Source organism: Pseudoalteromonas fenneropenaei, assembly GCF_042643375.1.
GTDB classification, from domain to species: Bacteria; Pseudomonadota; Gammaproteobacteria; order Enterobacterales; family Alteromonadaceae; genus Pseudoalteromonas; species Pseudoalteromonas fenneropenaei.
This window is the reverse complement of the sequence record NZ_JBHRSD010000002.1, coordinates 116,918-141,181: the sequence shown is the minus strand read 5'-3', so window position 1 is coordinate 141,181 and position 24,264 is coordinate 116,918. Positions and strand designations below refer to the sequence as shown.

Below are 24,264 nucleotides of genomic sequence, written 5' to 3'. Positions count from 1 at the left end.
CCCGGATAACTTGATGACAAGGCGCCGCGTTGTATTGTTATAGTGCAGCGCCTTTAGATTGGTATTGCGTTAATTAAACTTCGATAGCCATGGCAACTGCTTCGCCACCACCGATACACAGTGAGGCAACGCCCTTTGACAAACCACGGTTACGTAAAGCGTGGATCAAAGTGACTAGAATACGTGCGCCACTGGCACCGATTGGGTGACCAAGTGCACAAGCACCGCCATTAACGTTAACTTTAGCGCTATCTAAACCTAGTTCATTGATGGCAAGCATAGTGACCATGGCAAACGCTTCGTTAATTTCCCACAAGTCTACTTGGTCTTTTTGCCAACCTGCTTTGTCTAGCACTTTTTGCATTGCGCCCACAGGTGCGACAGTAAACTCAGCTGGAGCTTGTGAATGCGTGGCATGGGCGACAATTTTACACAGCGGTGTTAAACCATGTTTTTGTGCTTCTGCTGCACTCATTAACACTAACGCAGCCGCACCATCTGAAATGGATGATGAGTTTGCTGCAGTGATGGTGCCGTCCTTTTTAAATGCTGGACGCAGTGAAGGAATCTTTTCAGGACGAGCATTACCAGGTTGCTCGTCAGTATCAATGACTAACTCACCTTTACGAGTTTGCAGAGTTACCGCTTCGATTTCGTTTTTAAACGCACCACTTTCGATAGCATGATTGGCTTTATTTAATGAAGATAAGGCAAATTCATCCATTTGCTCACGGGTGATACCGTATTCGTCAGCAGTCGCTTGGGCAAAACAACCCATTGCTTTGTTGTCATAGGCATCTTCAAGACCATCCATCATCATGTGATCTTTGATTTCGCCATGGCCCATGCGTAAGCCTGCGCGCGCTTTTGGTAACACATACGGGGAGTTGGTCATGCTTTCCATACCACCTACCACCGCAGAGTTGATTGAGCCCGCTTTAATCAAATCGTTTGCTAGCATTGCGGCTTTAAGGCCAGAACCACACACTTTGTTAATGGTGGTCGCCCCTGTTGAGCGGGCTAATCCAGCGTGTAACATAGCTTGACGCGCAGGAGCCTGACCTAAACCAGCCGGCAACACACAGCCCATAATCACTTCGTCAATGGCATCGCTTGCAAGACCAGTTTGGGCAACGGCGCTTTTAATCGCAACCGCACCTAAATCTGTTGCGCTTGCATCCGACAATGCGCCCATAAAGCCACCCATAGGGGTACGTTTTGCTGCTACAATGACTACAGAATCGTTACTCATTTATCTCTCCTAAGATAGTTACGCTGTTATTTGGGAAAATTATGCTTTACTTCTCTATGCTGAGGGAGTTGAATGACAACTTCGTTGCAGCGCCGGAGTGAATTAAAATTAAGCACTTAGCCAAACAGCGTACGAACTAATCGTGAATTGTTAGTTCGAGCATACCTAATATTTACGTTTACGCCAACGTAAATCTAAAATCAACCCTAACGCGTTCAACCTAAGTGTAAACTTTGCTTGCCCAGAGCTGTGCACAGAACGCAACAAGCATAGTTAGAAACGACTGAAAACATGCGGCACTGCTCAATATGATGAAATGAGAAAGTAGCAATAATCGCACAATTCATACCCTACCAAAGTATTAAAGCCATTCACTACTTTACCTTTACGTAAACTTCACTTATATTGGTCTAATCAGTAGTAAAGGTGCAGTGAATATGAAGCAGGATTTAAACGAACCCACGTATACCATCAGCGATTTGGCAAAAGAATTTGATATTACCACCCGTAGTATTCGTTTTTACGAAGACCAAGGTTTGCTGACGCCATTACGCCACGGTCAGACCCGCATTTATTCCAAGCGCGATAAAGTCAGACTAAAACTGATTTTACGTGGTAAGCGTTTAGGCTTTTCACTGGCGGAAACAGGCCGCTTGTTTGAGCTTTACGACGCAGACAAAAGCAGCGCCAAACAACTTCGCACCATGTTGGATTTGATCGAGCAGAAAAAGGCCGATCTCAATCAGCAAATGGACGACATTAAAGTGGTATTGATGGAATTAGTGACCGCAGAACGTCGCTGCCGCGATACCTTAAAAGATTTAGATAAATAATCTCTCACAGGATTTGGACCATGAGCACAGTATCACTCTATAAAGAACTAAACTTCGGACTTGGCGAAACCGCGGACATGATCCGTTCACATGTAAACGAATTCGCAAGTAATGAAATTGCCCCTATCGCGGAAAAAACTGACCATGAGAACGCCTTCCCAAATCACATGTGGCCAAAATTTGGTGATATGGGTTTGTTAGGCATCACGGTTGCTGAGGAGTTCGGTGGTTCAGGTTTAGGCTATTTAGAACACGTTATCGCCATGGAAGAAATCAGCCGCGCCAGCGCCTCAATAGGCCTAAGCTACGGCGCACATTCTAATTTGTGTGTTAACCAAATTAACCGCAACGGCAATCAAGCACAAAAAGAAAAATATTTGCCAAAGCTCATCAGCGGTGAACACATTGGCGCGCTTGCGATGAGTGAGCCGAATGCGGGTTCTGACGTGGTTTCTATGAAACTCAAAGCAGAACAACAAGGTGACAAGTTCATTCTAAACGGCAATAAGATGTGGATCACTAACGGTCCTGATGCCGATGTATTTGTTATATACGCAAAGACAGATCTTAATGCAGGTGCCAAAGGTATTACTGCATTTATCGTCGAGCGTAATTTCCCGGGTTTTTCAACTGCACAAAAGCTCGACAAGTTAGGTATGCGTGGCTCAAATACCTGTGAATTGGTATTTGAAAACTGTGAAGTCCCTGCTGAAAATATCCTTGGTAACTTAAACGAAGGCGTTAAAGTGCTGATGAGCGGCCTAGATTATGAGCGCGTAGTACTGGCTGGTGGCCCGCTTGGCATCATGCAAGCTTGTATGGATATTGTGGTGCCTTACATTCACGAGCGTAAGCAATTTAATCAATCTATCGGTGAATTCCAGCTTATTCAGGGCAAAGTGGCCGATATGTATACGCAAATGAATGCCGCGCGTTCATACGTTTATACCGTTGCTAAAGCCTGCGACCGTGGTGAAACCACCCGTAAAGATGCCGCTGGCGCTATCCTTTATGCAGCAGAACTTGCAACCAAAATGGCATTAGACGCAATCCAAATTTTAGGCGGTAATGGTTATATCAACGAATATGCCACAGGCCGTTTGTTACGTGATGCAAAACTCTATGAAATCGGCGCTGGCACCTCAGAAATTCGCCGTATGTTAATTGGCCGCGAGCTATTTAACGAAAGCCGCTAAGGACAAGCTCAATGACAGTATTAAATTCAGCGGTGAATATTCACGATCCGCAGTTCAAGGAAAAATCTCAAGCAATGGCGGCTCTTGTAGCCGACCTACGCAGTAAAGTCGCACAATTGAGCCAAGGTGGTGGTAGCGAGCTTATTGCGCGTCACCAAAGCCGCGGTAAATTGTTTGTTCGCGACCGAATCGAAACCTTGCTTGACGAAGGTTCACCGTTTTTAGAAATCGGTCAGTTTGCTGCGTTTGGCGTGTATGAGCAAGATATTCCCTGTGCTGGCGTAGTCGCGGGGATTGGCCGCGTAAAAGGCATTGAATGTATGATTGTGGCAAATGATGCCACAGTGAAAGGCGGAACCTACTTTCCGCTTACCGTGAAAAAGCATTTACGCGCGCAAGAAATCGCTGAGCGCTGTCATTTACCCTGTATTTATTTGGTTGACTCAGGTGGTGCAAATTTACCTGAGCAAGACGAAGTATTTCCAGACAAACTACACTTTGGCCGAATTTTCTATAATCAAGCGCGTATGTCAGCTAAAGGTATCCCGCAAATTGCGGTGGTAATGGGTCTGTGTACAGCTGGTGGCGCATATGTGCCTGCTATGGCCGACGAAAGCATTATCGTTAAAAATCAAGGAACCATATTCCTTGCTGGTCCGCCGTTAGTCAAAGCGGCAACTGGTGAAGAAGTCAGTGCAGAAGAACTCGGTGGCGCTGATGTGCATTGTAAAGTGTCAGGCGTTGCCGACCACTATGCCGAAAATGACGAACACGCATTATCGATTGCACGCCAATGTGTATCAAGATTAAACCATATTCGCCCTACTCAATCCTTGCTAAAAGACATAAAAGCACCACGCTTTGCAGCCCATGAATTGTACGGCATTGTTGGGACTGATCTGAAAAAGCCGTTTGACGTGCGTGAAGTGATTGCGCGTATCGTTGATGATTCTCAGTTCGATGAATTCAAACGCTACTTTGGTGAAACCTTAGTGACAGGCTTTGCCGAAATATACGGCCACCCTGTGGGGATTGTCGCGAACAACGGGATTTTATTCTCAGAGTCTGCGCAAAAAGGCGCGCATTTTATCGAGCTTTGTGCCCAGCGTAATATTCCTTTGGTGTTTTTACAAAACATCACAGGTTTTATGGTAGGTAAAAAATACGAAGCCGAAGGTATCGCTAAACATGGTGCCAAAATGGTGATGGCAGTGTCTTGTGCTGATGTTCCTAAGTTTACCATTTTGATTGGTGGCTCGTATGGCGCCGGTAACTACGGCATGTGTGGTCGAGCATATGAGCCGACCATGATGTGGATGTGGCCGAATGCTCGGATCTCAGTGATGGGTGGTGAGCAAGCCGCTGGCGTTTTGACTCAGGTACGTCAAGACGGTTTAGCACGTAAAGGCCAAGCGATGTCAGCCGAAGAAGTGGCTGAGTTCAAAAAGCCAATCGTTGAACAATACGAACGCCAAGGCCACCCTTATTATGCCAGTGCCCGTTTATGGGATGACGGTATTATTGACCCTGCTGATACACGTACCGTGCTTGGATTAGCACTTGAAGCTGCAGCCAACGCCCCCAAACGTGAATCAAAGTTTGGCGTATTTAGGATGTAAGGAGACCACATGTCAGTCACATTATCTATCAGCAAAAATAAAGTCGCGGAACTCGTACTTGGCAGACCAGAAAAACACAATGCTTTTAATAGCGAAGTCATCGCCGAGCTTATCAAGAATATTGAATACGCAAGCACACTAGATGTGCGCGCGTTAGTATTTAAAACCGAAGGTAAACACTTTTCAGCAGGCGCCGACCTTGGTTGGATGAAATCCATGGCCGGCAATAATTACGACGAAAACGTTGCTGATTCGATGGAACTTGCCAAACTAATGGCGGTGTTGGCTAACTGCCCTCACCCCACCATCTGTTTAGTGCAGGGCGCTGCGTTTGGCGGTGCATTAGGTCTGATTGCCTGTTGTGACATTGCGATTGCAACACCTGATGCCAAATTTTGCTTAAGCGAAGTCAAACTAGGTTTAATCCCTGCAGTCATTAGCCCGTATGTGATCCGAGCTATCGGCGAGCGTCAAGCCCGTCGTTACTTTTTAACTGCCGAAGTATTCAATGCAGAACAAGCCTTACACATGGGTTTGTTACATGCTATCAGCGAAGATTTGTCTCTGAGCCAAGCGCATTTTGTCGACACCTTACTCAATAACGGCCCGCATGCAGTACATAGCGCTAAAGCACTGATCACCGAAGTTGCAAACCAAGAGATTAATGCCGAGTTAATTGCGCATACTGCCAAACGTATCGCTGAAATACGGGTTAGCACTGAAGGGCAAGAAGGGTTAGGCGCATTTTTTGAAAAACGTCCACCTGCTTGGCAAAGCGAAAGTAACCATTAAGAGAACGACGATGTTAAAGAAAATTCTTATTGCTAACCGTGGTGAAATTGCCTGTCGTGTCATGCGCACGGCTAAAAAACTAGGTATGACCACAGTTGCGGTCTATTCAGATGCGGACGCCCACAGCCAACACGTCAAACTTGCTGATGAGGCTTATCACATCGGTGCGGCACCGACCAAAGACTCGTATCTTGTGGCCGACAAAATCCTAGAAGTGGCAAAACGCTCTGGTGCTGATTGTGTACACCCGGGCTATGGTTTTTTATCTGAAAACGACACTTTTGCTAATGCTTGCGAACAAGTAGGCATTGTCTTTATTGGCCCGCCAGCCACAGCGATTGAAGCCATGGGTTCAAAAACCCGCGCTAAAGAAATTATGGCCAGTGCCAATGTGCCGTTAGTACCTGGATACTATGGTCAGCAGCAAGATAGCGACTTTTTAGCCGCGGAAGCAGAAAAAATTGGCTATCCGGTACTTATCAAAGCGGCCTTTGGCGGTGGTGGTAAAGGTATGCGAGTGGTACGCGGGCAAAGCGAGTTTCTCGCCGCGCTTGAAGGTGCAAAGCGTGAAGCAAAAGCCAGTTTTGGGAATGATTTAGTATTACTTGAGCGCTATGTTGATAAGCCACGCCACGTTGAAGTCCAAGTATTTGCCGACGCGCACGGTAACGCAGTGTATTTAGGCGATCGAGATTGCTCATTACAGCGCCGCCATCAAAAAGTCATTGAAGAAGCGCCAGCGCCGGGTTTAAGCGATTCACTACGCCAAGCCATGGGTGAAGCGGCGGTACGCTGCGCAAAAGCCATTAACTATCGGGGTGCAGGCACAGTCGAGTTTTTACTCTGCGGCGACGAGTTTTTCTTTATGGAAATGAATACTCGGTTACAGGTTGAACACCCAGTAACTGAGATGGTTACGGGTCAAGACTTAGTTGCGTGGCAAATTCGCGTTGCCAACGGTGAAGTATTACCCCTAACGCAAAATCAGATCAGTTTAACTGGGCACAGTTTTGAAGCGCGTATTTATGCTGAAGATCCAGTCGAAAACTTTATGCCCTGCTCTGGCACTTTGGCCTGCTTAACCTTCCCTGCCGAAGGTGATGGGGTGCGTATAGACACAGGTGTTATTAGCGGTGACGAAATTAGTCCGTTTTATGACCCTATGATTGCCAAGCTGATTGTACATGGCGCTTCACGTGATGTGGCGCTGAATAAACTGAGCCATGCGCTTGAGCAAGTACACTTGTGCGGACTGAAAAGCAACATCGCGTTTTTGCATCATTTGGCCAATCACCCTGTGTTTAAACAAGGTGCGCCTGATACCCATTTTATCGATACCCAAACGGCGACTCTGACACAATTCGAAGTCCCGGTCGATACTATGGTCACCTTGGCAGCGTTAGCGTTTGTCTTACATCAAAAGCCATGTCGCCAGTCACCTTGGCAACAACTTGGCTTTAAGCTCAACCAAGCCGCGCATATGAACGTGCCCTTTATTGGTCATGCCATCACTGCAACCGCTGTCGGCACGCATTGGTCGATTCAAGTCGATAACAACGTTTGTATTGCCGAAGGCAGTTTGCAAGGGCAATTACTTACAGCCAGTCTTGATGGTAAAAAAGTCACGGCCCACGTGGTATTTGCCGAGGGTGAACTGACCATTATGTTTGGTCCGCATCAGTTCAGTATTGAGTTACTTTCTAAGCACTATATTAGCGAACAAGAACATGAAGCTGCGCCGCTTGCAGCACCGTTAAATGGTACAGTCGTCAAGCACTTAAAAGCGATAAACAGTAAAGTGCAAAAAGGTGATGCAATAGTGGTTATCGAAGCAATGAAAATGGAATACACGCTTACCGCGCCATACAGTGGCACATTGCAAAGCTATTGTTTTGCCGAAGGCGAGCTGGTTAGTCATGGTGCGATGCTCGCCATTGTGGAGGCACAGGAATAATGTCAACACACTACCCGCAAGCGGTTCGAATCGTTGAAGTAGGCGCACGCGATGGCCTACAAAACGAGTTATCTGTCACCACTCAAGATAAAGTCGCGTTGATCCATGCATTGGCACAAGCTGGCATAAAAAACATCGAGGCAGGCGCATTTGTATCACCTAAATGGGTGCCACAAATGGCTGACTCGCTTGAGGTGATCAAAGCCTTAAAACTACCTAAAGATGTGGAAATAAGCGCCCTTACCCCAAACCTAAAGGGCGCGGAATTAGCGCTTGATGCGGGTGTGCAGGAGTTTGCGATTTTCACTGCAGCCAGTGAAGCTTTTACGCAAAAAAACATCAACTGTACTATCGCAGAAAGTATTGCTCGTTTTGAACCTGTCATGACGTTAGCAAAAGCGAATGATATTCGCGTGCGCGGCTATGTGAGCTGCGTGGTTGGCTGCCCGTATCAAGGGCAAGTGGAGCCTGAGCAAGTTCTCGCGGTGTGTAAACAATTATTGGCACTCGGCTGCTACGAAATTAGTCTGGGCGATACCATAGGTGTGGGTACACCAAACAAAGTACGCGCGCTGCTAGAATTGCTGCTACAACATATCCCAGCCGACAAGCTGGCTGTGCATTTCCATGATACTTACGGTCAAGCGATTGCGAACATCCACACCGCACTGAGTATGGGGATAGCCACCATTGATAGTGCAGTTGCGGGACTAGGCGGCTGTCCTTACGCCAAAGGGGCGTCAGGAAATGTTGCCACCGAGGACGTAATATACTTGCTTGAGGGACTTGGCATTAGTACCGGAATTGATTTAGAAAGGCTAGCTGAAGCAGGCTGGACAATTTGCGCCGCATTAAACAAGCAACCAGTGAGCAAAGTATCACTGGCACTGCGAAGTCAATGTAGCCATAAGTAACATAAAGTCGCCTGCTTCGCGCGTGCGAAATGGCACGTGATAAGCGTGCGTAACAAATAATTTTAGGAGTGGGCTTATGGCCGGTTTCGATAAAGTCGTTGCAAGTTATGAAGAAGCAATGGCAGGCCTGAAAGATGGCGACACAGTCATCGCAGGTGGTTTTGGTCTGTGTGGTATTCCTGAAGGCTTAATTGCGGAAATTAAACGCAAAGGCACTAAAGAATTAACTGTGGTATCCAATAACTGCGGCGTGGATGATTTTGGCTTAGGTGTGTTGTTACACGACCGTCAAATCAAAAAAATCATCGCATCCTACGTGGGTGAAAATGCGATTTTTGAACAGCAGTTGTTAGACGGCATATTAGAAGTAGAACTGACCCCTCAAGGTACGTTGGCAGAGAAAATGCGCGCCGGTGGTGCAGGCATTCCTGCGTTTTATACGGCAACCGGTTACGGCACCCCAGTAGCGGAAGGCAAAGAGGTTAAAGAGTTCAACGGTCGTCCGTATATTCTTGAAGAATCAATCACTGGCGAGTTTGCCATTGTGAAAGCGTGGAAAGCCGACCGTTACGGTAACTTAGTGTTCCGTCACACAGCGATGAACTTCAACCCTATGGCAGCCACTGCGGGTAAAATCACAGTAGTTGAAGTTGAAGAAATTGTAGAACCTGGCGAACTTGAACCAAGCCAAATTCACACCCCAGGCATTTATGTTGACCGCGTCATTCTAGGTCAATTTGAAAAACGTATTGAACGCAGAACCACGCGCAGTTAAGGAGTAAATCATGGCATTATCTCGTGAACAAGTTGCGATGCGCGTAGCGCAGGAGCTGCAAGACGGTTTCTACGTAAACCTAGGTATTGGTATCCCAACCTTAGTTGCCAACTACGTCCCTGCTGGCATTGAAGTGATGCTGCAATCAGAGAACGGCTTGTTAGGTATGGGTCCATACCCGACTGAAGACAGCGTCGATGCTGATATGATCAACGCGGGTAAAGAAACCGTTACAGCAGTAAAAGGGGCTGCTATCTTCAATAGTGCGGAAAGTTTTGCGATGATACGCGGCGGTCATGTCGATTTAACCGTATTAGGTGCTTTTGAAGTCGACCAACACGGTAATATCGCCTCTTGGATGATCCCAAAGAAACTCATCAAAGGTATGGGTGGCGCGATGGATTTAGTGGCTGGCGCACAGAATATTATCGTGACTATGACCCATGCCAGCAAGCACGGCGAATCCAAATTATTAGAACAATGTAGTTTACCGCTGACAGGCGTGAACTGCGTAAAGAAAATAGTCACAGATCTGGCTGTTTTAGAAGTTAAAAATGGCGCGTTTTATTTGCTAGAACGTGCACCAGGTGTTAGTGTTGATGAAATCATCAGCAAAACTGCAGGTAAGTTGATTGTCGAAGGCGACATTCCTGAAATGCAATTTGCAGAGTAATTCAGCACAGTTGCGATTCGGTCAATCACAATACTAACATCATGTACCGACCTCATTCCCAGTGCCATTGGCGCTGAGTTACCCAAAACCCCTCGCAAGAGGGGTTTTTTTTAGCTGTGCGAACTAAGTTCTACTAACTCTGATTCACCTGAGCAATCAAGCCTTGTTGTCCAACTACTAGCAAATATGAGTTGTTGTATGAGCCTTGGCAAATATCTAAACGCTGACCTGCGACAACAATATCCTGACCACACTCATCAATATAGTACCACTCTGATATCCCAGCTCGCGCGAGCGTCATCGTAGTACCATTCACTATAACTTGTTGTGCATCAAGCGCAAAAAAACGCACTGCAAATTGTCCAGAGCGATTACTCTGCTCACGCCTTAAGACATTAATTCCAAAGGCGCCATTGCTATCTTGCCAAGCGATAACATTATAATCTTTATCCGTTTTTACTTTCTCAGTGACTTTAGCTGACTTCCCTGCTGGATTACGACTTTCAGCATAAAATGTGACTTTTTGCGCAACATTGTGCTCATGCTTGGTCTTTACCACATCAGCGCCGGCAGTTAAGGTTTGCACCCAATATTTATTATTACTGGCATCACGCTCATCACCATCTACTTCCGTATTGGCAAGATGAAACGCCACTTCAGTGCCGCTAGCGTTAACCAGATAATAGTTATTTTTATAGAGATCTGAGCCAAAATTGGTGGTCTCCAAGTCTTCCGATGAACAACCTAGTAAAGTAAGCGGAATGATTATTCCCACAGCCTGTTTCAACATATACAACTCCTTTGAATTTTCATTTATCTGCACTTTCGTAAGCAACCGACAAGCACTGCTGGCCGCCACATATAGTAATGGTTATAGGCTTGACGTAGCGTTCAATTTTGTTGTGAAACTGTGAGAATTTGTACAGTCATAAAGGTTTAGAAAAGAGAGAAAGATATGGTGGGTAAACTTTCATGCAGATTGGTCTTATGACTCAACTCGAAATATCAACAGGCCCTGGTATTGTTAATTTTATGTTGCCGCCAGAAAAAAGCCGTTCACTTATAGTGAACGGCATTAACGTGAAAGAAGCGAAGTCAAACATCAATCTAAGATGTTTATTACGCCTCCAGTCTTAACCGTTTCAACAATTAGAACTGTAGATTGAATGTAAGTTCAACACGACGCGGTGCTTGCCAAGATGATGCTGAACCAAATGCAGGATCTACTGAGAATGCAGCATCGTCTTTCTCTGCATCTTCATAAAAGCGAGTAACTGTATTTGCGTCAAACAGGTTATAAATGTTTAAAGCAATGTACCCTGACTTCGCAAAACCCGACACCAGATCATCCAATTGATATTTGATGTTTGCATCGATATTAGTAACCCACGGCGTACGGCCAAGTGAGCCGCGTTTAAGGAAGTTACTACCAACCCAATAAGTTTGACCATAGTGATAGTTATCTTGGTCTGGATAATATCCTTGACCAAACGCACTCATTGGACGACCAGATGAAATACTAGCGTTAAAACCAACAGTCAAGTTGTCAGCCAAAGCATACGCGCCGAATAGTTTGATGGCGTGACGACGGTCATTAGGTAAATAACCTTCCGCGCCCTCTGCAAGATATGGATAGTCCCAGTCGGTTGTTAAGCCTGCATCGTCCTGACCATTATCAGACTTGACGTAACCTTCAGCGTTACCATAGCTCTGTGCCCAAGTATAAGCAGCCTTGAACATCCAAACACCATCCCACGCTTTCTCTAAAGCTAGATCAAGCGAGTTATATGAACGTTCCGCTTCTGGGTAGCCCATTTGCTCAGGTGAGAATGTAATAGTCTCAGCAACACCATCACCATCGTGATCGTATATGAATGTTACTGGACGGCCTGGGTTAAATAGTAAGAAATGATCATCAGCAACACCTGTAGTCTGTCTGAATGCATATTCCATACTACCATCATCAATTACGTTACCTAGTTCACGGCGAGTAAATTTCGCAGCGAATGACCAGTCATCATTAATCATACCTTGATAACCAAGGATGAATTCATCTTGATACATCGGCTCAAGATTTTTGTCTGTTACGCTGTCTGGAAGCGGAGCAGTACCGTCTTGAATCTCATGAGTTGTACCCACTTTATCACCAAGAATTGGTGAATCATCGCCATTAATACCCGCTAACTTGTACCAATCATGGGTGTATAGCTCTGCACCCGCTAAACGAACGTTTGTGTTAGATGCAACAGGTAAGTGATAGCGACCCAGATTAGCGAATACCTTGTGCTCTCCATCACCAAAAATATCGTACGCAATACCCAGACGTGGCGCAAACTGATTTTTCATTTCGATAAACGTCACATCGTCAGCATTCAAGTTTTCGAATGACTCCCAACGTAGACCGATTGTAGCAGTTAGCCGATCATTAATCGTCCAAACATCTTCAACGTAGTATGCGCTGTTGTTGATTTTGAACGTACCGCCGTTTGAGTAGTTACGAACACGAACGTAATCTCCCGTTTCAGCTACGGTAGAACCGTTCGGCAACTTGGCGCCTTCGTTTAAGCTGGTAATTAGGTAATAAATGTTACCTGAAAGAATTGTATCTGCTTGGGAAGTATTCTTCTCTAAGTCAATACCAAAACGGAGGTTGTGGCTTTCATTTACAAACCAATCTACGTCAAAACGGTATTGCTTACGCTCATCACTATCCTTACGAATTTGGAACGCGGATGGGTTCCAGCAACCTTTCGGCACGAATGCACCACTACGGTTGTCATAAATAACTGGGCAATCGCCAGAAGGGCTTGACACTGTATCTGTGAATTCTACCGAACCAGCCATTGCAGAAATTGAAAGATCGTCCGTAATCGCTCCTGTGTAACGTACAGACCAGCTCTTACCACCAGTGTCATAAGAAGACTCTGTCGGTATACCCGCTTTGTTTTTGTTTGCATCAGTAGAGAAAGTCTCTGTTAATTCCGTCGACTCATCACTGTAAACCCAAGCCATTAGCGTGTGATCTTCGTTGATGTTCCAATCTAAACGCGCCAAATAATATGGATCATCATCTGATGTTTCTTCGAATTGACTATTTACACCAACATATTGTTCAGTTTCACGTTTTCTAAACTCATATAAACCGTAGAAGAACAAAGTGTCTTCGATGATTGCACCGCTAGCAAAAATATCGGTGCTATAGAAACCAACTTCATCTCGTGAATTGTCTAAACGTAAATCACCTACGTTTACAGCGCAACCATCGTCATTACAATTATCTTGAGATAAGAAATAAGAATTTGGACGCTCACCATATAGAGAAGCAAATTGTTGGCGGTGTTGAATACCGAATTCGAATTCGTTAGAGCCTTTTTTCGTCACTGCTGAAACTACACCACCAGTTGCACGACCAAATTCCGCAGAATAACCACCAGTCTTAACTTGAAATGAGTCGTAAGAAAGGAAAGGAATAGTGGCTCCACCAACACCATTACGGAAATTTGTCATGTTTAAACCGTTCACGTAGTAAACGTTTTCAGCTTGGGAGGCACCACCGAAGCTTGCTAATGAATTACCTTTAGCATCGATAAAACGGCTATCGCCCAAGTTAACGCCAGGAGCCAATAGCGCAACCGATGTAATATCTGCAGGAACAGGAAGACGAATTAATTCCTCAGCTGAAATATTGAATGAAGCTTCTGAACTTGTTACATCAACTGTTGCAACTCTAGAACCCGTAACAGAGATAACTTCGACACTACCAGAGGTAAGCGCGACTTCCAAGTTTGAAGACTTACCAACACCGATAGTTAATTTTTCAATGGATTCGGTCTGATAGCCGTCTTTTCTCACTTCAACCTTATAATCGCCTACTGGAATAGTTTTCAGATTGAAAGAACCATCCTGATCAACAACAATAGTCTTTGTGTAACCATTCTTCTCGTTAGTAATTACAATTGTTGCCCCGACGACAGGCTGGTTATTTCCCTTCGCTGTAATTAAACCACGAAGTTCACCATCAACGTTACTTGCAAGTGCTGTTGTACTGAATACAGCTAGTGATGAACAAACAGCTACACACAAAGCTGCCTTTCTAAACATCCGTTTTGAATTGGACATTGAATTCTCCCTCATTATAAAAGATTTTTTTAGTTATTGAGTTTTCATTCAGTCAAGGTGCTTATTTTAAAGCTCACGCAAAATAACACGATGCCTTTGTGAATGACGTGATAATTTCTACCTCATTGTGACGAAAAATGCAAACTAGTTAGTTCGCTAGAATTAAATTTGTTATGAACTTTTAAAGATATATAAATGATCATTAACCCCCCATCTTGAATACAGCCCATTATGTTTACAAAAAATACACCAAAAACTTTTAAAAAATGACTGGTAAATCAACAAAAAAACTACAAACTAATGTTTTTTATGACAAAATTTAAAAACCAAAAGCTACGGGGCATTATTGCGAAAAAAATCAGTTTTCTAAAACAAGAAGATGATATTAATTAGGAGATTTTATCGACAATTTTCACAAAAATGGCAGGTGTTTATAACTCCGTTCACAAATATGTTTGGATCCTATCGCCGCAACCTTACAATAGAATGGGTCAGCAGAATTTGATTAAAGTAGCAGAGCTGGTAGAGCTAACTACCATCGCTATAATTAATTGCAGTATTCACAACAGAATCCATCGCGAGTAAAAGAAGATGCTAATTTTTCAAAGTATTTACAAGGAAAAGTGTAAAGATTGGCTTACATAGATCAATTATCTATTTTAATTCCACTCTAAACAAACTTTGTTGCATGTTGACTGAAAGCACATGGCAAATTGCGAGTTTAGATTTTCTGATAACTTTACTGGACAAAAAGAAGATAATGGAGCACTCGGAACAAGTCGCGGAGGCAACTCGACGAAAATCCATATGGCGGTGAGTTGTTGAGACGTGCTTGTCGTTTTTAGCCACACAGGCGGTGAAGTTCGCGACAGCAAAGCGGCTATAGCGTTACTTTAACAGCAGCCGAATGCTGAGCATGTCGAGAAAAAGGTCTGAGCGAAGTGGTTTTGCGTATAGCCACCCCTGTTGAACATTGACTCCTTGACGTGATAGGTAGCGCTGTTGAACAGACGTTTCCACACCTTCAGCAATCAGCTTTTTACCAAGTTTATCGGCCATTTCAATGACCGCATCCAATACAGGCGTTTGTAAATTCTTGGTGCCAATTGAAGCAACAAAGCTTTGGTCGATTTTTAGTAAATCAATTGGAAATTGCTGTAGATACTGAAGCCCACTATATCCAGTGCCAAAATCATCAATCGCAATTTCAACCCCAGCATCACTTAGCGTTTGAAGATGGTGTTGCAGTTCAGCCCCTTGCAACACATCCCTTTCTGTAAGTTCGAGGGTTAGATTTGGTACCTGTTGTGCAGCCCACAAAATAACTTGACGATAGCTAGGTTGCATTAGCAGATAACCGTTGGCATTAAAAGAAAGCTTAAAACTAGGCATGTCGTAAAGCAGCGCTTCGAGTTCAACTAATGCCCGCTCTATTTGTGCAATAGAGAGCTCAAGGATAGAACCATCTCGCTCGGCTTCTGGAATAAAATAAGCGGGACCAAGCTCCCCTTCAACTGGATGTTGCCAGCGCATCAATACTTCTGCGCCAATAATGGTGTTCGACTGACAATCGTAAAATGGTTGATAAACGTTAAAAAATTCGTTTTGTGCTAACGCATCCAAGATTTGTAGCTTGGCGTTGCGGCTCCGGCGGTCCAAGTAATTTAAAAGCCACAACGTCATGATAAAAAATGCTGAACTCCCCAGCAGGCTAAGTAGAGCGCTAGACCATTTTAAGTTGAATAGTTGAATCTCATCTACGGCGATTGTTAAGCCAAGTTCTGGGATAGCTTTAAAGCGTAGCGCAAACCAATATTTACTATTTAAGTCGTCAAATTTACCCGTATATTCAGCCGTATCATTGAGTAAAGGATAGGGCTTGTAGTTAAGTGGTAAACTGTAGTGGCCGAATTTAAATATCGGCACCCCACTGAAGGTGTCCACTATGGCAAGGTAAGAAACATGATTTTCTGTCGGTAATTTAATCACATTGTTTACCCAACTGGTGGGGATCAAACCATTCACTTCAATCCCGTCCGAACGAGTCATGGCTAAAATAAATGCGCTGGTACCGAGATAATCGCTAATAATCGGACCATAGTAACGAAGGCCTTGCAGCCTAACTGGGATGGTGCTTTGTACCACAGGATCTAACTTGCCAAACGAGTTACAACGAATACGCCCTTGCTCATCCACCATACCAATTTCACTCAAAGCTGGTTGTTCAAATACAGCTGTTCGCATGGTTTGCAGGGTGTTATCATCGCAGGCGATATTAAACTGCGCTCCTTGCCTGAGTAGCTCTGCTACTTTAGCGAATTGATTATCTAAATCTTGTGCGATTTTCTGCGCGATGTCTTCAACCCGCTGCTTTCCATTTTTTACTTCCTGAACATAGACCACACTAGTCAACAGCAGCATGACAACTATCGTGACGGCGAGAGCAATAAAAAAGTTGGAGTTTTTTCTGGTCAATGATGGTTCTCGATAAAGGTGATAAGTACCTCAGTAGCGAAGAGCGCACAGTAACCAACGAATATGGCATTTATATGACAAATCGTTCGATTAGCTGTTGCTCGTTGTCTCAATCGGTATAATAAAGCCATTGACTAAAGTGATTCCCTAAGACCATGCCAACTACAAATTCAACCCCAAAACCTCGTCGCCGTGCGAGCAAGCCAAATAGCCGAGCTCAGCAGTTTAAGGCTAAATCTTATGGAGCAAAAAAGCTGACTTCAGCGCGACCCAGCGAGCCCCCTCTTGTTGTTTTATTTAACAAACCTTTTGATGTGCTGTGCCAATTTAGTGATGAGCAAAACCGCCAAACGCTGGCAAATTTTATCGATATCAAAAATGTTTACGCCGCAGGTCGCCTCGACCGCGATAGTGAAGGGTTATTACTATTAACCAACTGCGGCAAACTACAGCATCAGCTCACTGCACCGGGTAAAAAGACCGAAAAAACCTATTGGGTTCAAGTTGAAGGTGTGCCCAATGAAGAGGACTTACAAAAACTCCGTGATGGCGTTCTCCTTAACGACGGCCCTACTTTACCCGCTAAAGTGCAGTTAATTAACGAGCCACAAATTTGGCCACGTAATCCACCGATTAGAGAGCGTAAACAGATCCCAACCAGCTGGTTAGAAATTAAAATCATCGAAGGGCGTAATCGCCAAGTGCGCCGCATGACAGCACACGTAGGTTTTCCAACGTTACGTTTAGTCCGCATACAGATAGGACAATACAAGCTGAGTAGCCTAAAAAGTGGTGAATACACCATAACGAAGCCGTAATGCTAATTTATGGCGAGATAGTTACGTCTTTATTGAATCGTCCAGAATGGCAATAAAAAGTGGCTGCGACAATGATGCTCGCGCCACTTCTTGTTTATAATTTTTGTTAAATCTAATCATTAATAAGGTGTGCAATCGGGTTCAATATCAAGTTTACACACTCGTTTTCCACCTGTAGTCCAACGAGTATATGTTGCACTACCAATAGTTATACTGACATACTGTTGTGACGCAACAACTCCGCCAACGGTGAAAGAAAAATTGTCATTTATCAGTTTTCTTGTGTCCAGCTTATTCAGTATATAAGCACCATAATCTACACCGTTAAAGACCAATTTATTGGTTGGGATAACATCTTTGATTGAACCTATCGTAAATGTGGACTCACCTGTATAAAGGTTCGCCAAATTGTTTGGGATAGAGCTACTAATTTGACCGTCTATATAGTTATCAACAAATGAGTCCAAAAGCTCGCCTAAAATTGGAATATTCAAATCAAAGTCAACATCGACTTTAAGTGGTGCATCAAAGTAATCAACAACAACAATGCCATTTGAGTAATCATATGATCCTCTGATAGTTATGTTTGGAATAGTTGCTCGTGCCGTACCGTCGGCATACCAACTTTTGCTTAAATTCGCAAAGCCAGACAGAGTGAAACCGCTGATGTTAAAATCGAGTTTGCTCCCGGCACCAGGTGTAAACGCCGTGGTGAGTCTTCCACCTGTTGTCACTATGAGGTTACTAATCTTCACGCCATTATTAGACATCTCTCGATTAATACCTTCTGTGACCGCATCAATTAACTTCTTATCCAAGGCTGAATAACGCTTCCATGATATTTTATGCAGATAACCATCAACCCAATTATCAATTTTATCATAATCTTTACTGAAAAATTCAGCTCCCTTATATGATGCAGACTCATGGAGTTGTGCATAATACATAAAACCATATTCATCAGTGTTTGGCGCAGCAACAGCTACATTTGTTAACGCAACAGACAATACAGCCGCTGACAAAATAAGACTTTTAGAGTTCATAAGTATTCCCTTTAACTATCCACTTAAAAGCGAATTAACGTTGTCAATTAATATTACAGCCGCCTTAAAATTGATTACAAATTAACCAAAATGGGTACTACCTGTCAACATAAATTTAAAGAAAAAACATTCACCACCCCTTGGTAACATATTTTTCAAGTACTTATTGCTTAAAAACCACAGCGTTTGTGTTTTTATTTTGCTATCATCTTTGTTCTTTTCTCCGCGTTCCATAAACTCAAAAGACTCAAATGCTCTTGACTACTAACCGAACACATGGGGGAGATGAGTCTAGGATTAGTGAATTCGTAAAAACAACCACTGACACCATGTGTAGAGATACCAAATAAACTGCTAGTTAATAGTCCAAGACAATGAGTCGAAGTTAAATTTTATTTCAACGGGTTTTGCGTGTTATAATGCAGCCCTTTTCGAATGCCTTGAGAAATCATCTACTATGAGTGAAAACAGTCACATTAAAGTCATCGTCGGTATGTCTGGCGGTGTAGATTCTTCCGTTTCAGCCTATTTGCTTAAGCAGCAAGGCTATCAGGTTGAAGGCCTGTTTATGAAAAACTGGGAAGAAGACGATAATGATGACTACTGCGCAGCAGCAGAAGACTTAAAAGATGCTCAAGCTGTATGCGACAAACTTGGCATACCATTACACACCGTCAACTTTGCAGCGGAATACTGGGATAACGTGTTTGAGTATTTTCTTGAAGAATACAAAGCAGGTCGCACGCCAAACCCCGATATCATGTGTAATAAAGAAATCAAATTTAAGGCGTTTTTGCAGTTTGCAGCGGAGGCGCTAAATGCCGATTATATCGCGACCGGCCACTATGTGCGCCGCGACGAGCGCGATGGCAAATTTGCCTTGTTGCGTGGTCTTGATGACAACAAAGATCAAAGTTACTTCCTTTACACATTGAGTCACGAGCACGTGGCGCAGACGCTATTCCCGGTTGGCGATATTGCTAAGCCAGAAGTACGCCGCATTGCCGAAGAGCAAGGCTTGATCACCCACGACAAAAAAGACAGCACCGGTATTTGCTTTATTGGCGAACGCAAATTTAAAGACTTTCTGCAGCGTTATTTACCGGCGCAACCAGGCAGTATAGAAGATACCGACGGCAATGAGGTCGGTACGCATGAAGGCTTGATGTACCACACTTTAGGCCAACGTAAAGGCCTATTAATCGGTGGTATGAAAGAAGGTAATGGCGAACCTTGGTATGTGGTAGACAAAGACATTGCACGAAACGTGCTGGTTGTGGGTCAAGGCTCAGATCACCCTCGCCTTTACAGCAATGGTTTAAACGCCAACCAACTACATTGGGTGGACCGTGTTGGCCCACAAGGTACAACACGCTGCACCGTAAAAACCCGTTATCGCCAACAAGATATCCCATGTACTTTATTAGTCGGCCAAGACGGCATGGCACGCGTATTGTTTGATTCGCCACAAAAAGCTGTTACCCCAGGCCAATCTGCGGTGTTTTACAGCGACGAAGTGTGCTTGGGTGGTGGTATTATCGACTCGGTGATCCGCTAATGATGCAACATCAAGTGATGGCCTTAGCGGCGCTATGTCAAATCACCAAGCAAGTACAAAAGGTGGCTAAATATGGCCAATTCAATGCACATGAAGTAGACAGCCTACTGCACAGTATTGTGATCACCAATCCCAAGCAGCCCGAAGATGTCTATACAGACAAGTTTGCACTCCAGCAAGGCTATCGTACCTTAGTGGAGCAACTCTCAGCAGACGGCAAAAAAGACGTCGAACTGGTCAAATATGTCGGTGGCTTAATTCAACTTGAGCGTGCCCTTGCCGCTAAACCACAAGCTTTGAATGAATTAGCGCGACGCATCAACGATATCGAGCGTCGCCTCGACCATTTCGCGATGACCGACGATACTATGGTGGCTAGTTTGGCCGATATTTACAGCCAAGTTATCAGTCCACTTGGGCAAAAAATCCAAGTTTTTGGTCAGCCTGAACTATTAAAACAGCCGCACATTCAGCATAAGATCAGAGCGCTATTGCTTGCGGGTGTACGCGCTGCAGTATTGTGGCGGCAAATGGGCGGACGCCGTCGCCAGTTTTTTTTCGCCAAGCGCAAAATCATCGCTGCGGCACAACAGAATTTATGAATATCGTTCAAAACCCAAAATAGGTAGGAGTTATTATGGAGCTTTCAGCGTTAACCGCTATCTCTCCGGTAGATGGTCGCTATGGTAGCAAGACCACTGAGTTACGTAGTATTTTCAGTGAGTTTGGTTTAATTAAATACCGTGTGACTGTTGAGGTGCGCTGGTTACAAGCGTTGTCCAAAGCCGCTGGTATTCCTGAAGTACCGGCTTTTAGCGACGAAGCCAATGCACTACTTGATAGCATTGTTGAAAACTTCAGCGAAGCTGATGCGATGCGTGTGAAAGAAATTGAGCGCACCACTAACCACGACGTTAAAGCCGTTGAATACCTACTAAAAGAAAAAGTGGCAGGTAATGCAGAGTTAAATGCGGTGAATGAATTTATTCATTTCGCATGTACTTCAGAAGACATCAATAACCTATCGCACGGTTTAATGCTCACTGAAGCACGTGACAAAGTATTATTGCCTTACTGCGACCAACTGCTTAGCGCCATCAAAGAAAAAGCCATTGAATATCGTTCAGTCGCTATGATGACACGCACCCACGGTCAACCTGCAACCCCTTCGACCATGGGTAAAGAATTCGCTAACGTGTATGTGCGTTTACAGCGCCAACGTGAGCAAATCGCAAATGTTCAAATGTTAGGCAAAATCAACGGTGCCGTTGGTAACTACAACGCTCACCTCAGTGCATACCCAGACTATGATTGGCATGCACACGCAGAAAGCTTTGTAACTAGCTTAGGCCTGACTTGGAATGCATTTACCACGCAAATCGAGCCGCATGATTATATTGCTGAGCTATTTGATGCGATTGCGCGTTTCAATACTATCGTACTTGATTTCGACCGTGACGTTTGGGGCTATATCGCACTTAACCATTTCAAGCAAAAAACCATTGCTGGCGAAATTGGTTCATCCACTATGCCACACAAAGTAAACCCAATTGACTTTGAAAACTCAGAAGGCAATTTAGGACTTGCGAACGCTATTTTCACGCACTTAGCGCAAAAGCTGCCAGTATCGCGCTGGCAACGTGACCTAACTGACTCGACAGTTTTGCGTAACCTTGGCGTTGGTATGGGTTATGCCCTAATTGCTTATCAAGCAACGTTAAAAGGGATCAGCAAGTTAGAAGTTAACGCTGAGCGTTTACTGGCTGAGCTTGATGAAAACTGGGAATTGTTAGCTGAGCCAATTCAAACCGTAATGCGTAAGTACGCAATTGAAAAACCGTATGAAAAGCTTAAAGAATTAACCCGTGGTAAACGTGTTAATCAAACCATTATGGCTGAGTTTATTGATGGTCTAGACTTACCAGATCACGTTAAAGCTGAAATGAAGAAAATGACACCGGCTAATTATATCGGCCGTGCAGAAGCCTTCATTGACGAGCTAAACTAAGTCTCTTGAAGATGATATAAAGCGAAAGAGGCAGCTCTTTCGCTTTTTTTATGGATGGAATTTTATGTACGAATTGTCTCTAAACGGCATGAGCGTTGCCGAGTTTCTCGCCAATTATTGGCAAAAAAAACCGTTACTTATTAAAGGTGGTTTTACAGATTTTCAAGATCCCATCGAGCCTGAAGAGCTCGCCGGACTTGCCATGGAAGACAGCATTGAATCGCGCCTTGTCACCAATCACAACAATGACTGGCAGGCATATCATGGCCCGTTTGAAGATTTTTCGTTATTAACTGAGCGCAACAGCACTTTGTTAGTTCAAGCTGTTGACCACTGGCATCCAGATTCTGCCGCCTTACTTGAACCGTTTCGATTTATTCCAAACTGGCGGATTGACGACTTGATGATCAGCTACTCAACCCCTGGCGGCGGTGTTGGTCCACACCTTGACCAGTATGATGTGTTCATTATCCAAGGTATGGGTAAACGCCATTGGCGCGTCGGTTTACCCAACCCAACGCTGAAAGAATTTGCGCAAAATAAGTCTCTGCTTCAAGTAGAACAGTTTGAAGCTTGTATCGACGAAGTGTTACAACCTGGCGATATTTTATATATCCCGCCAGGTCACCCGCACGAAGGTTATGCTGTAGAAAATGCACTCAACTACTCAGTTGGCTTTCGCGCTGCTAACCAACGCGATTTACTGAGCAACTTTGCCGATTATTTGATAGATAATGAAGCAGGTAAATTGCGCTATAGTGATGCCAATTTGACTGAGCGCCCTTCTTGTGGCGAATTGTTAAATGCTGAAGCGAGCGCTATCGCAGAGCTTATGATTGCGGCGATCCACAACCAGCAAGAATTTAAGCATTGGCTTGGCAAAAACATGTCTACACCTAAACATGATATGGACTTATGCCCACTAGACGAGCCATTTGATGTTGAAGAACTTGCCGATATACTCTCGGATGACGTGGAGCTTTGCCGCGCTGGTGGTACTCGCGCTATTTATCAACGGCTTGATGAGCAACAACTCCTCCTCAGCGTTAACGGTGAAAATTACTCGTTGCCAAGCTCAGAACTGCATAATGTTAAATTGTTGTGTGACAATACTGAGCTCAGCTCTGATCAGTTCGAAAATTCGCAAAACTGGCTGGAATTTGTGCAGACACTTGCTACGCTAATTAATGAAGGGATCTTTTATTTCCCAGAATAGCGTGTCAACGCCTCATACATCGTGACAAGGTTCGGCCGCCGCGCTGAGATCGATAAGGAGGTTATATGTTTTATCGGGCTGATAAGGTAAGCTGGCAACTTTACAAGCGAGAGTTGCAGCAGATCAGAGAAAAAGTGTTCGTTTGCGAACTCCATATCCCCAAAAGCATTGAATTTGATCAGCTCGATTTGAGCGCCGAACATGTCCTCGTCAGGGATGAAAAAGAAGGTCCTGTGGCCACCGGTAGATTATGTCGTGATGGCCTTATTAGCCGAGTGGCTGTACTAAAACCTCACCGCACTCGCGAAACTTACGACACTTTGCTTAATTTTTTAGTGTATTTAGCCGAGCAAAACGGCCTAAAAGCGGTGGGGATAAATTGTATCTTGCATGAGGTTGAGCTTTTTACCGCTAAGGGGTTTGAAAAGCAAGGCTGCGTGTTTATGGAAGCTGGCATTCCAAGGCAACGCTTGCAATGCCAAATTGAGCGGTTTTGCACTGAGCCTTTTACACTGGTTCATTAGCCCAGAGGTGGTCTTTTTCGTACACCTCGTACAAACCTTGAGCGCGATTCACAAGTAAGTTCACATAATCGGCTTGTGTTTGGTCAGTAATGCCAGTTTGAATGATCTGCTCTGCTTTTAGTTGCCAACGTAGTGAAAATGCACGTAACGCGTCGCGCGCATTGGCAGCCCCGCTAACTTCAATGGCATCCGCAGGTAAGCGTCCGGTGATCACCCAATACTTTTTGCCGTCTTGCGCTTTAAACTTCCACACAGCACATAAAGGCGCTAAAAAGCGGCTCTCTTTATCAAATACCGAATGCGGCATGATGCCCTTTTCAGCGAGGTGCTTTTGCGCAGCTTGGAATGCTTCCCGTTGCCAAGCCCTATCTAATTCTTCTAAATCTACTTGTTGCTCGTTCGCTTGTTGTTCGTTCATTTTTCTAGATTCTCTTTTACTGCAAGACGCAGCGAAATTATAACATTGCCTTATAAACTGCAATCACTTTACCGCGA

The 24,264-nt window shown here is 44.4% G+C and carries 20 protein-coding genes; 14 read left to right on the top strand and 6 right to left on the bottom strand.

Features of this window, described 5'->3' with window-relative positions; all coding sequences use genetic code 11:
• Positions 1-73: 73 nt before the first annotated feature.
• Positions 74-1,252 carry a thiolase family protein gene (locus tag ACFOEE_RS01925; RefSeq protein WP_377120368.1) on the bottom strand — a complete coding sequence of 393 codons (1,179 nt, stop codon included), beginning with the start codon at positions 1,250-1,252 and terminating at the stop codon, positions 74-76.
• A 437-nt stretch (positions 1,253-1,689) separates the two neighbouring features.
• On the opposite strand from ACFOEE_RS01925, the gene ACFOEE_RS01920 reads away from it, so the two are divergent.
• The 8 genes from ACFOEE_RS01920 to ACFOEE_RS01885 all read left to right on the top strand — a co-directional run bounded on the left by ACFOEE_RS01920 (position 1,690) and on the right by ACFOEE_RS01885 (position 10,008).
• Positions 1,690-2,085, top strand: a complete 396-nt coding sequence (locus ACFOEE_RS01920) for a MerR family transcriptional regulator (RefSeq protein WP_377120366.1) — start codon at positions 1,690-1,692, stop codon at positions 2,083-2,085.
• A 20-nt stretch (positions 2,086-2,105) separates the two neighbouring features.
• A complete protein-coding gene (locus ACFOEE_RS01915) occupies positions 2,106-3,281 on the top strand; it encodes an isovaleryl-CoA dehydrogenase (protein WP_377120364.1) in 1,176 nt (391 codons plus the stop codon).
• A gap of 11 nt (positions 3,282-3,292) precedes the next feature.
• Positions 3,293-4,900 carry a carboxyl transferase domain-containing protein gene (locus ACFOEE_RS01910; RefSeq protein ID WP_377120362.1) on the top strand — a complete coding sequence of 536 codons (1,608 nt, stop codon included), beginning with the start codon at positions 3,293-3,295 and terminating at the stop codon, positions 4,898-4,900.
• Positions 4,901-4,909: 9 nt separating this feature from the next.
• On the top strand, positions 4,910-5,692 hold the full coding sequence (locus ACFOEE_RS01905) for an enoyl-CoA hydratase-related protein (protein WP_377120360.1): 783 nt from the start codon (positions 4,910-4,912) through the stop codon (positions 5,690-5,692).
• A gap of 10 nt (positions 5,693-5,702) precedes the next feature.
• Complete coding sequence (locus tag ACFOEE_RS01900; protein WP_377120358.1) at positions 5,703-7,646, top strand: acetyl/propionyl/methylcrotonyl-CoA carboxylase subunit alpha; 1,944 nt, start codon at positions 5,703-5,705, stop codon at positions 7,644-7,646.
• Entirely contained in the window at positions 7,646-8,560 is a 915-nt protein-coding gene (locus tag ACFOEE_RS01895) for a hydroxymethylglutaryl-CoA lyase (protein WP_377120356.1), read from the top strand. Before ACFOEE_RS01900 ends, ACFOEE_RS01895 begins: the two co-directional genes overlap by 1 nt.
• A gap of 76 nt (positions 8,561-8,636) precedes the next feature.
• A complete protein-coding gene (locus ACFOEE_RS01890; RefSeq protein ID WP_377120354.1) occupies positions 8,637-9,335 on the top strand; it encodes a CoA transferase subunit A in 699 nt (232 codons plus the stop codon).
• A gap of 10 nt (positions 9,336-9,345) precedes the next feature.
• On the top strand, positions 9,346-10,008 hold the full coding sequence (locus tag ACFOEE_RS01885) for a 3-oxoacid CoA-transferase subunit B (protein ID WP_377120352.1): 663 nt from the start codon (positions 9,346-9,348) through the stop codon (positions 10,006-10,008).
• Between the two features lie 133 nt (positions 10,009-10,141).
• Here ACFOEE_RS01885 and ACFOEE_RS01880 read toward each other — a convergent pair whose 3' ends face one another.
• From ACFOEE_RS01880 to ACFOEE_RS01870, 3 genes are all read right to left on the bottom strand, one after another.
• Positions 10,142-10,798, bottom strand: a complete 657-nt coding sequence (locus ACFOEE_RS01880) for a hypothetical protein (RefSeq protein WP_377120350.1) — start codon at positions 10,796-10,798, stop codon at positions 10,142-10,144.
• Positions 10,799-11,157: 359 nt separating this feature from the next.
• The gene (locus tag ACFOEE_RS01875; RefSeq protein WP_377120348.1) at positions 11,158-14,127 is read right to left on the bottom strand and encodes a TonB-dependent receptor; all 2,970 of its coding nucleotides are present in this window, start codon (positions 14,125-14,127) and stop codon (positions 11,158-11,160) included.
• An 888-nt stretch (positions 14,128-15,015) separates the two neighbouring features.
• Positions 15,016-16,548 (bottom strand): EAL domain-containing protein, encoded by a 1,533-nt coding sequence (locus tag ACFOEE_RS01870; protein ID WP_377120346.1) that lies wholly within the window; start codon positions 16,546-16,548, stop codon positions 15,016-15,018.
• A 209-nt stretch (positions 16,549-16,757) separates the two neighbouring features.
• Between ACFOEE_RS01870 and ACFOEE_RS01865 the strand changes: the two genes are divergently transcribed.
• Entirely contained in the window at positions 16,758-17,420 is a 663-nt protein-coding gene (locus tag ACFOEE_RS01865; RefSeq protein WP_377120344.1) for a pseudouridine synthase, read from the top strand.
• Positions 17,421-17,539: 119 nt separating this feature from the next.
• Here the strand turns inward: ACFOEE_RS01865 and ACFOEE_RS01860 are convergent, their stop codons facing one another.
• Positions 17,540-18,463, bottom strand: coding sequence for a hypothetical protein (locus ACFOEE_RS01860; RefSeq protein ID WP_377120342.1), 924 nt, complete (start codon positions 18,461-18,463; stop codon positions 17,540-17,542).
• A gap of 457 nt (positions 18,464-18,920) precedes the next feature.
• On the opposite strand from ACFOEE_RS01860, the gene mnmA reads away from it, so the two are divergent.
• The 5 genes from mnmA (at position 18,921) to ACFOEE_RS01835 (ending at position 23,769) form a co-directional block, all read left to right on the top strand.
• The gene (mnmA, locus tag ACFOEE_RS01855; protein ID WP_377120340.1) at positions 18,921-20,021 is read left to right on the top strand and encodes a tRNA 2-thiouridine(34) synthase MnmA; all 1,101 of its coding nucleotides are present in this window, start codon (positions 18,921-18,923) and stop codon (positions 20,019-20,021) included.
• Complete coding sequence (hflD, locus tag ACFOEE_RS01850; protein WP_377120338.1) at positions 20,021-20,623, top strand: high frequency lysogenization protein HflD; 603 nt, start codon at positions 20,021-20,023, stop codon at positions 20,621-20,623. Before mnmA ends, hflD begins: the two co-directional genes overlap by 1 nt.
• A gap of 35 nt (positions 20,624-20,658) precedes the next feature.
• Complete coding sequence (purB, locus tag ACFOEE_RS01845) at positions 20,659-22,029, top strand: adenylosuccinate lyase (RefSeq protein WP_377120336.1); 1,371 nt, start codon at positions 20,659-20,661, stop codon at positions 22,027-22,029.
• 64 nt (positions 22,030-22,093) lie between these two features.
• A complete protein-coding gene (locus ACFOEE_RS01840) occupies positions 22,094-23,245 on the top strand; it encodes a ribosomal protein uL16 3-hydroxylase (RefSeq protein ID WP_377120334.1) in 1,152 nt (383 codons plus the stop codon).
• A gap of 65 nt (positions 23,246-23,310) precedes the next feature.
• Positions 23,311-23,769 (top strand): GNAT family N-acetyltransferase, encoded by a 459-nt coding sequence (locus ACFOEE_RS01835; protein ID WP_377120332.1) that lies wholly within the window; start codon positions 23,311-23,313, stop codon positions 23,767-23,769.
• Here ACFOEE_RS01835 and ACFOEE_RS01830 read toward each other — a convergent pair.
• Entirely contained in the window at positions 23,753-24,187 is a 435-nt protein-coding gene (locus tag ACFOEE_RS01830; protein WP_377120330.1) for a DUF4826 family protein, read from the bottom strand. The genes ACFOEE_RS01835 and ACFOEE_RS01830 overlap by 17 nt on opposite strands.
• Positions 24,188-24,264 lie beyond the last annotated feature (77 nt).

What these genes read in the sequence shown, in the direction of transcription:
- ACFOEE_RS01895 (WP_377120356.1), top strand. Translation starts at nt 7,646, where the DNA reads ATGTCAACACACTACCCGCAAGCGGTTCGAATCGTTGAAGTAGGCGCA.
- ACFOEE_RS01915 (WP_377120364.1), top strand. Translation starts at nt 2,106, where the DNA reads ATGAGCACAGTATCACTCTATAAAGAACTAAACTTCGGACTTGGCGAA.
- ACFOEE_RS01840 (WP_377120334.1), top strand. Translation starts at nt 22,094, where the DNA reads ATGTACGAATTGTCTCTAAACGGCATGAGCGTTGCCGAGTTTCTCGCC.
- ACFOEE_RS01835 (WP_377120332.1), top strand. Translation starts at nt 23,311, where the DNA reads ATGTTTTATCGGGCTGATAAGGTAAGCTGGCAACTTTACAAGCGAGAG.
- ACFOEE_RS01885 (WP_377120352.1), top strand. Translation starts at nt 9,346, where the DNA reads ATGGCATTATCTCGTGAACAAGTTGCGATGCGCGTAGCGCAGGAGCTG.
- ACFOEE_RS01920 (WP_377120366.1), top strand. Translation starts at nt 1,690, where the DNA reads ATGAAGCAGGATTTAAACGAACCCACGTATACCATCAGCGATTTGGCA.
- ACFOEE_RS01910 (WP_377120362.1), top strand. Translation starts at nt 3,293, where the DNA reads ATGACAGTATTAAATTCAGCGGTGAATATTCACGATCCGCAGTTCAAG.
- ACFOEE_RS01865 (WP_377120344.1), top strand. Translation starts at nt 16,758, where the DNA reads ATGCCAACTACAAATTCAACCCCAAAACCTCGTCGCCGTGCGAGCAAG.
- purB (WP_377120336.1), top strand. Translation starts at nt 20,659, where the DNA reads ATGGAGCTTTCAGCGTTAACCGCTATCTCTCCGGTAGATGGTCGCTAT.
- ACFOEE_RS01860 (WP_377120342.1), bottom strand. Translation starts at nt 18,463, where the DNA reads ATGAACTCTAAAAGTCTTATTTTGTCAGCGGCTGTATTGTCTGTTGCG.
- ACFOEE_RS01900 (WP_377120358.1), top strand. Translation starts at nt 5,703, where the DNA reads ATGTTAAAGAAAATTCTTATTGCTAACCGTGGTGAAATTGCCTGTCGT.
- ACFOEE_RS01875 (WP_377120348.1), bottom strand. Translation starts at nt 14,127, where the DNA reads ATGTCCAATTCAAAACGGATGTTTAGAAAGGCAGCTTTGTGTGTAGCT.
- ACFOEE_RS01880 (WP_377120350.1), bottom strand. Translation starts at nt 10,798, where the DNA reads ATGTTGAAACAGGCTGTGGGAATAATCATTCCGCTTACTTTACTAGGT.
- ACFOEE_RS01870 (WP_377120346.1), bottom strand. Translation starts at nt 16,548, where the DNA reads ATGCTGCTGTTGACTAGTGTGGTCTATGTTCAGGAAGTAAAAAATGGA.
- hflD (WP_377120338.1), top strand. Translation starts at nt 20,021, where the DNA reads ATGATGCAACATCAAGTGATGGCCTTAGCGGCGCTATGTCAAATCACC.
- ACFOEE_RS01830 (WP_377120330.1), bottom strand. Translation starts at nt 24,187, where the DNA reads ATGAACGAACAACAAGCGAACGAGCAACAAGTAGATTTAGAAGAATTA.
- ACFOEE_RS01905 (WP_377120360.1), top strand. Translation starts at nt 4,910, where the DNA reads ATGTCAGTCACATTATCTATCAGCAAAAATAAAGTCGCGGAACTCGTA.
- mnmA (WP_377120340.1), top strand. Translation starts at nt 18,921, where the DNA reads ATGAGTGAAAACAGTCACATTAAAGTCATCGTCGGTATGTCTGGCGGT.
- ACFOEE_RS01890 (WP_377120354.1), top strand. Translation starts at nt 8,637, where the DNA reads ATGGCCGGTTTCGATAAAGTCGTTGCAAGTTATGAAGAAGCAATGGCA.
- ACFOEE_RS01925 (WP_377120368.1), bottom strand. Translation starts at nt 1,252, where the DNA reads ATGAGTAACGATTCTGTAGTCATTGTAGCAGCAAAACGTACCCCTATG.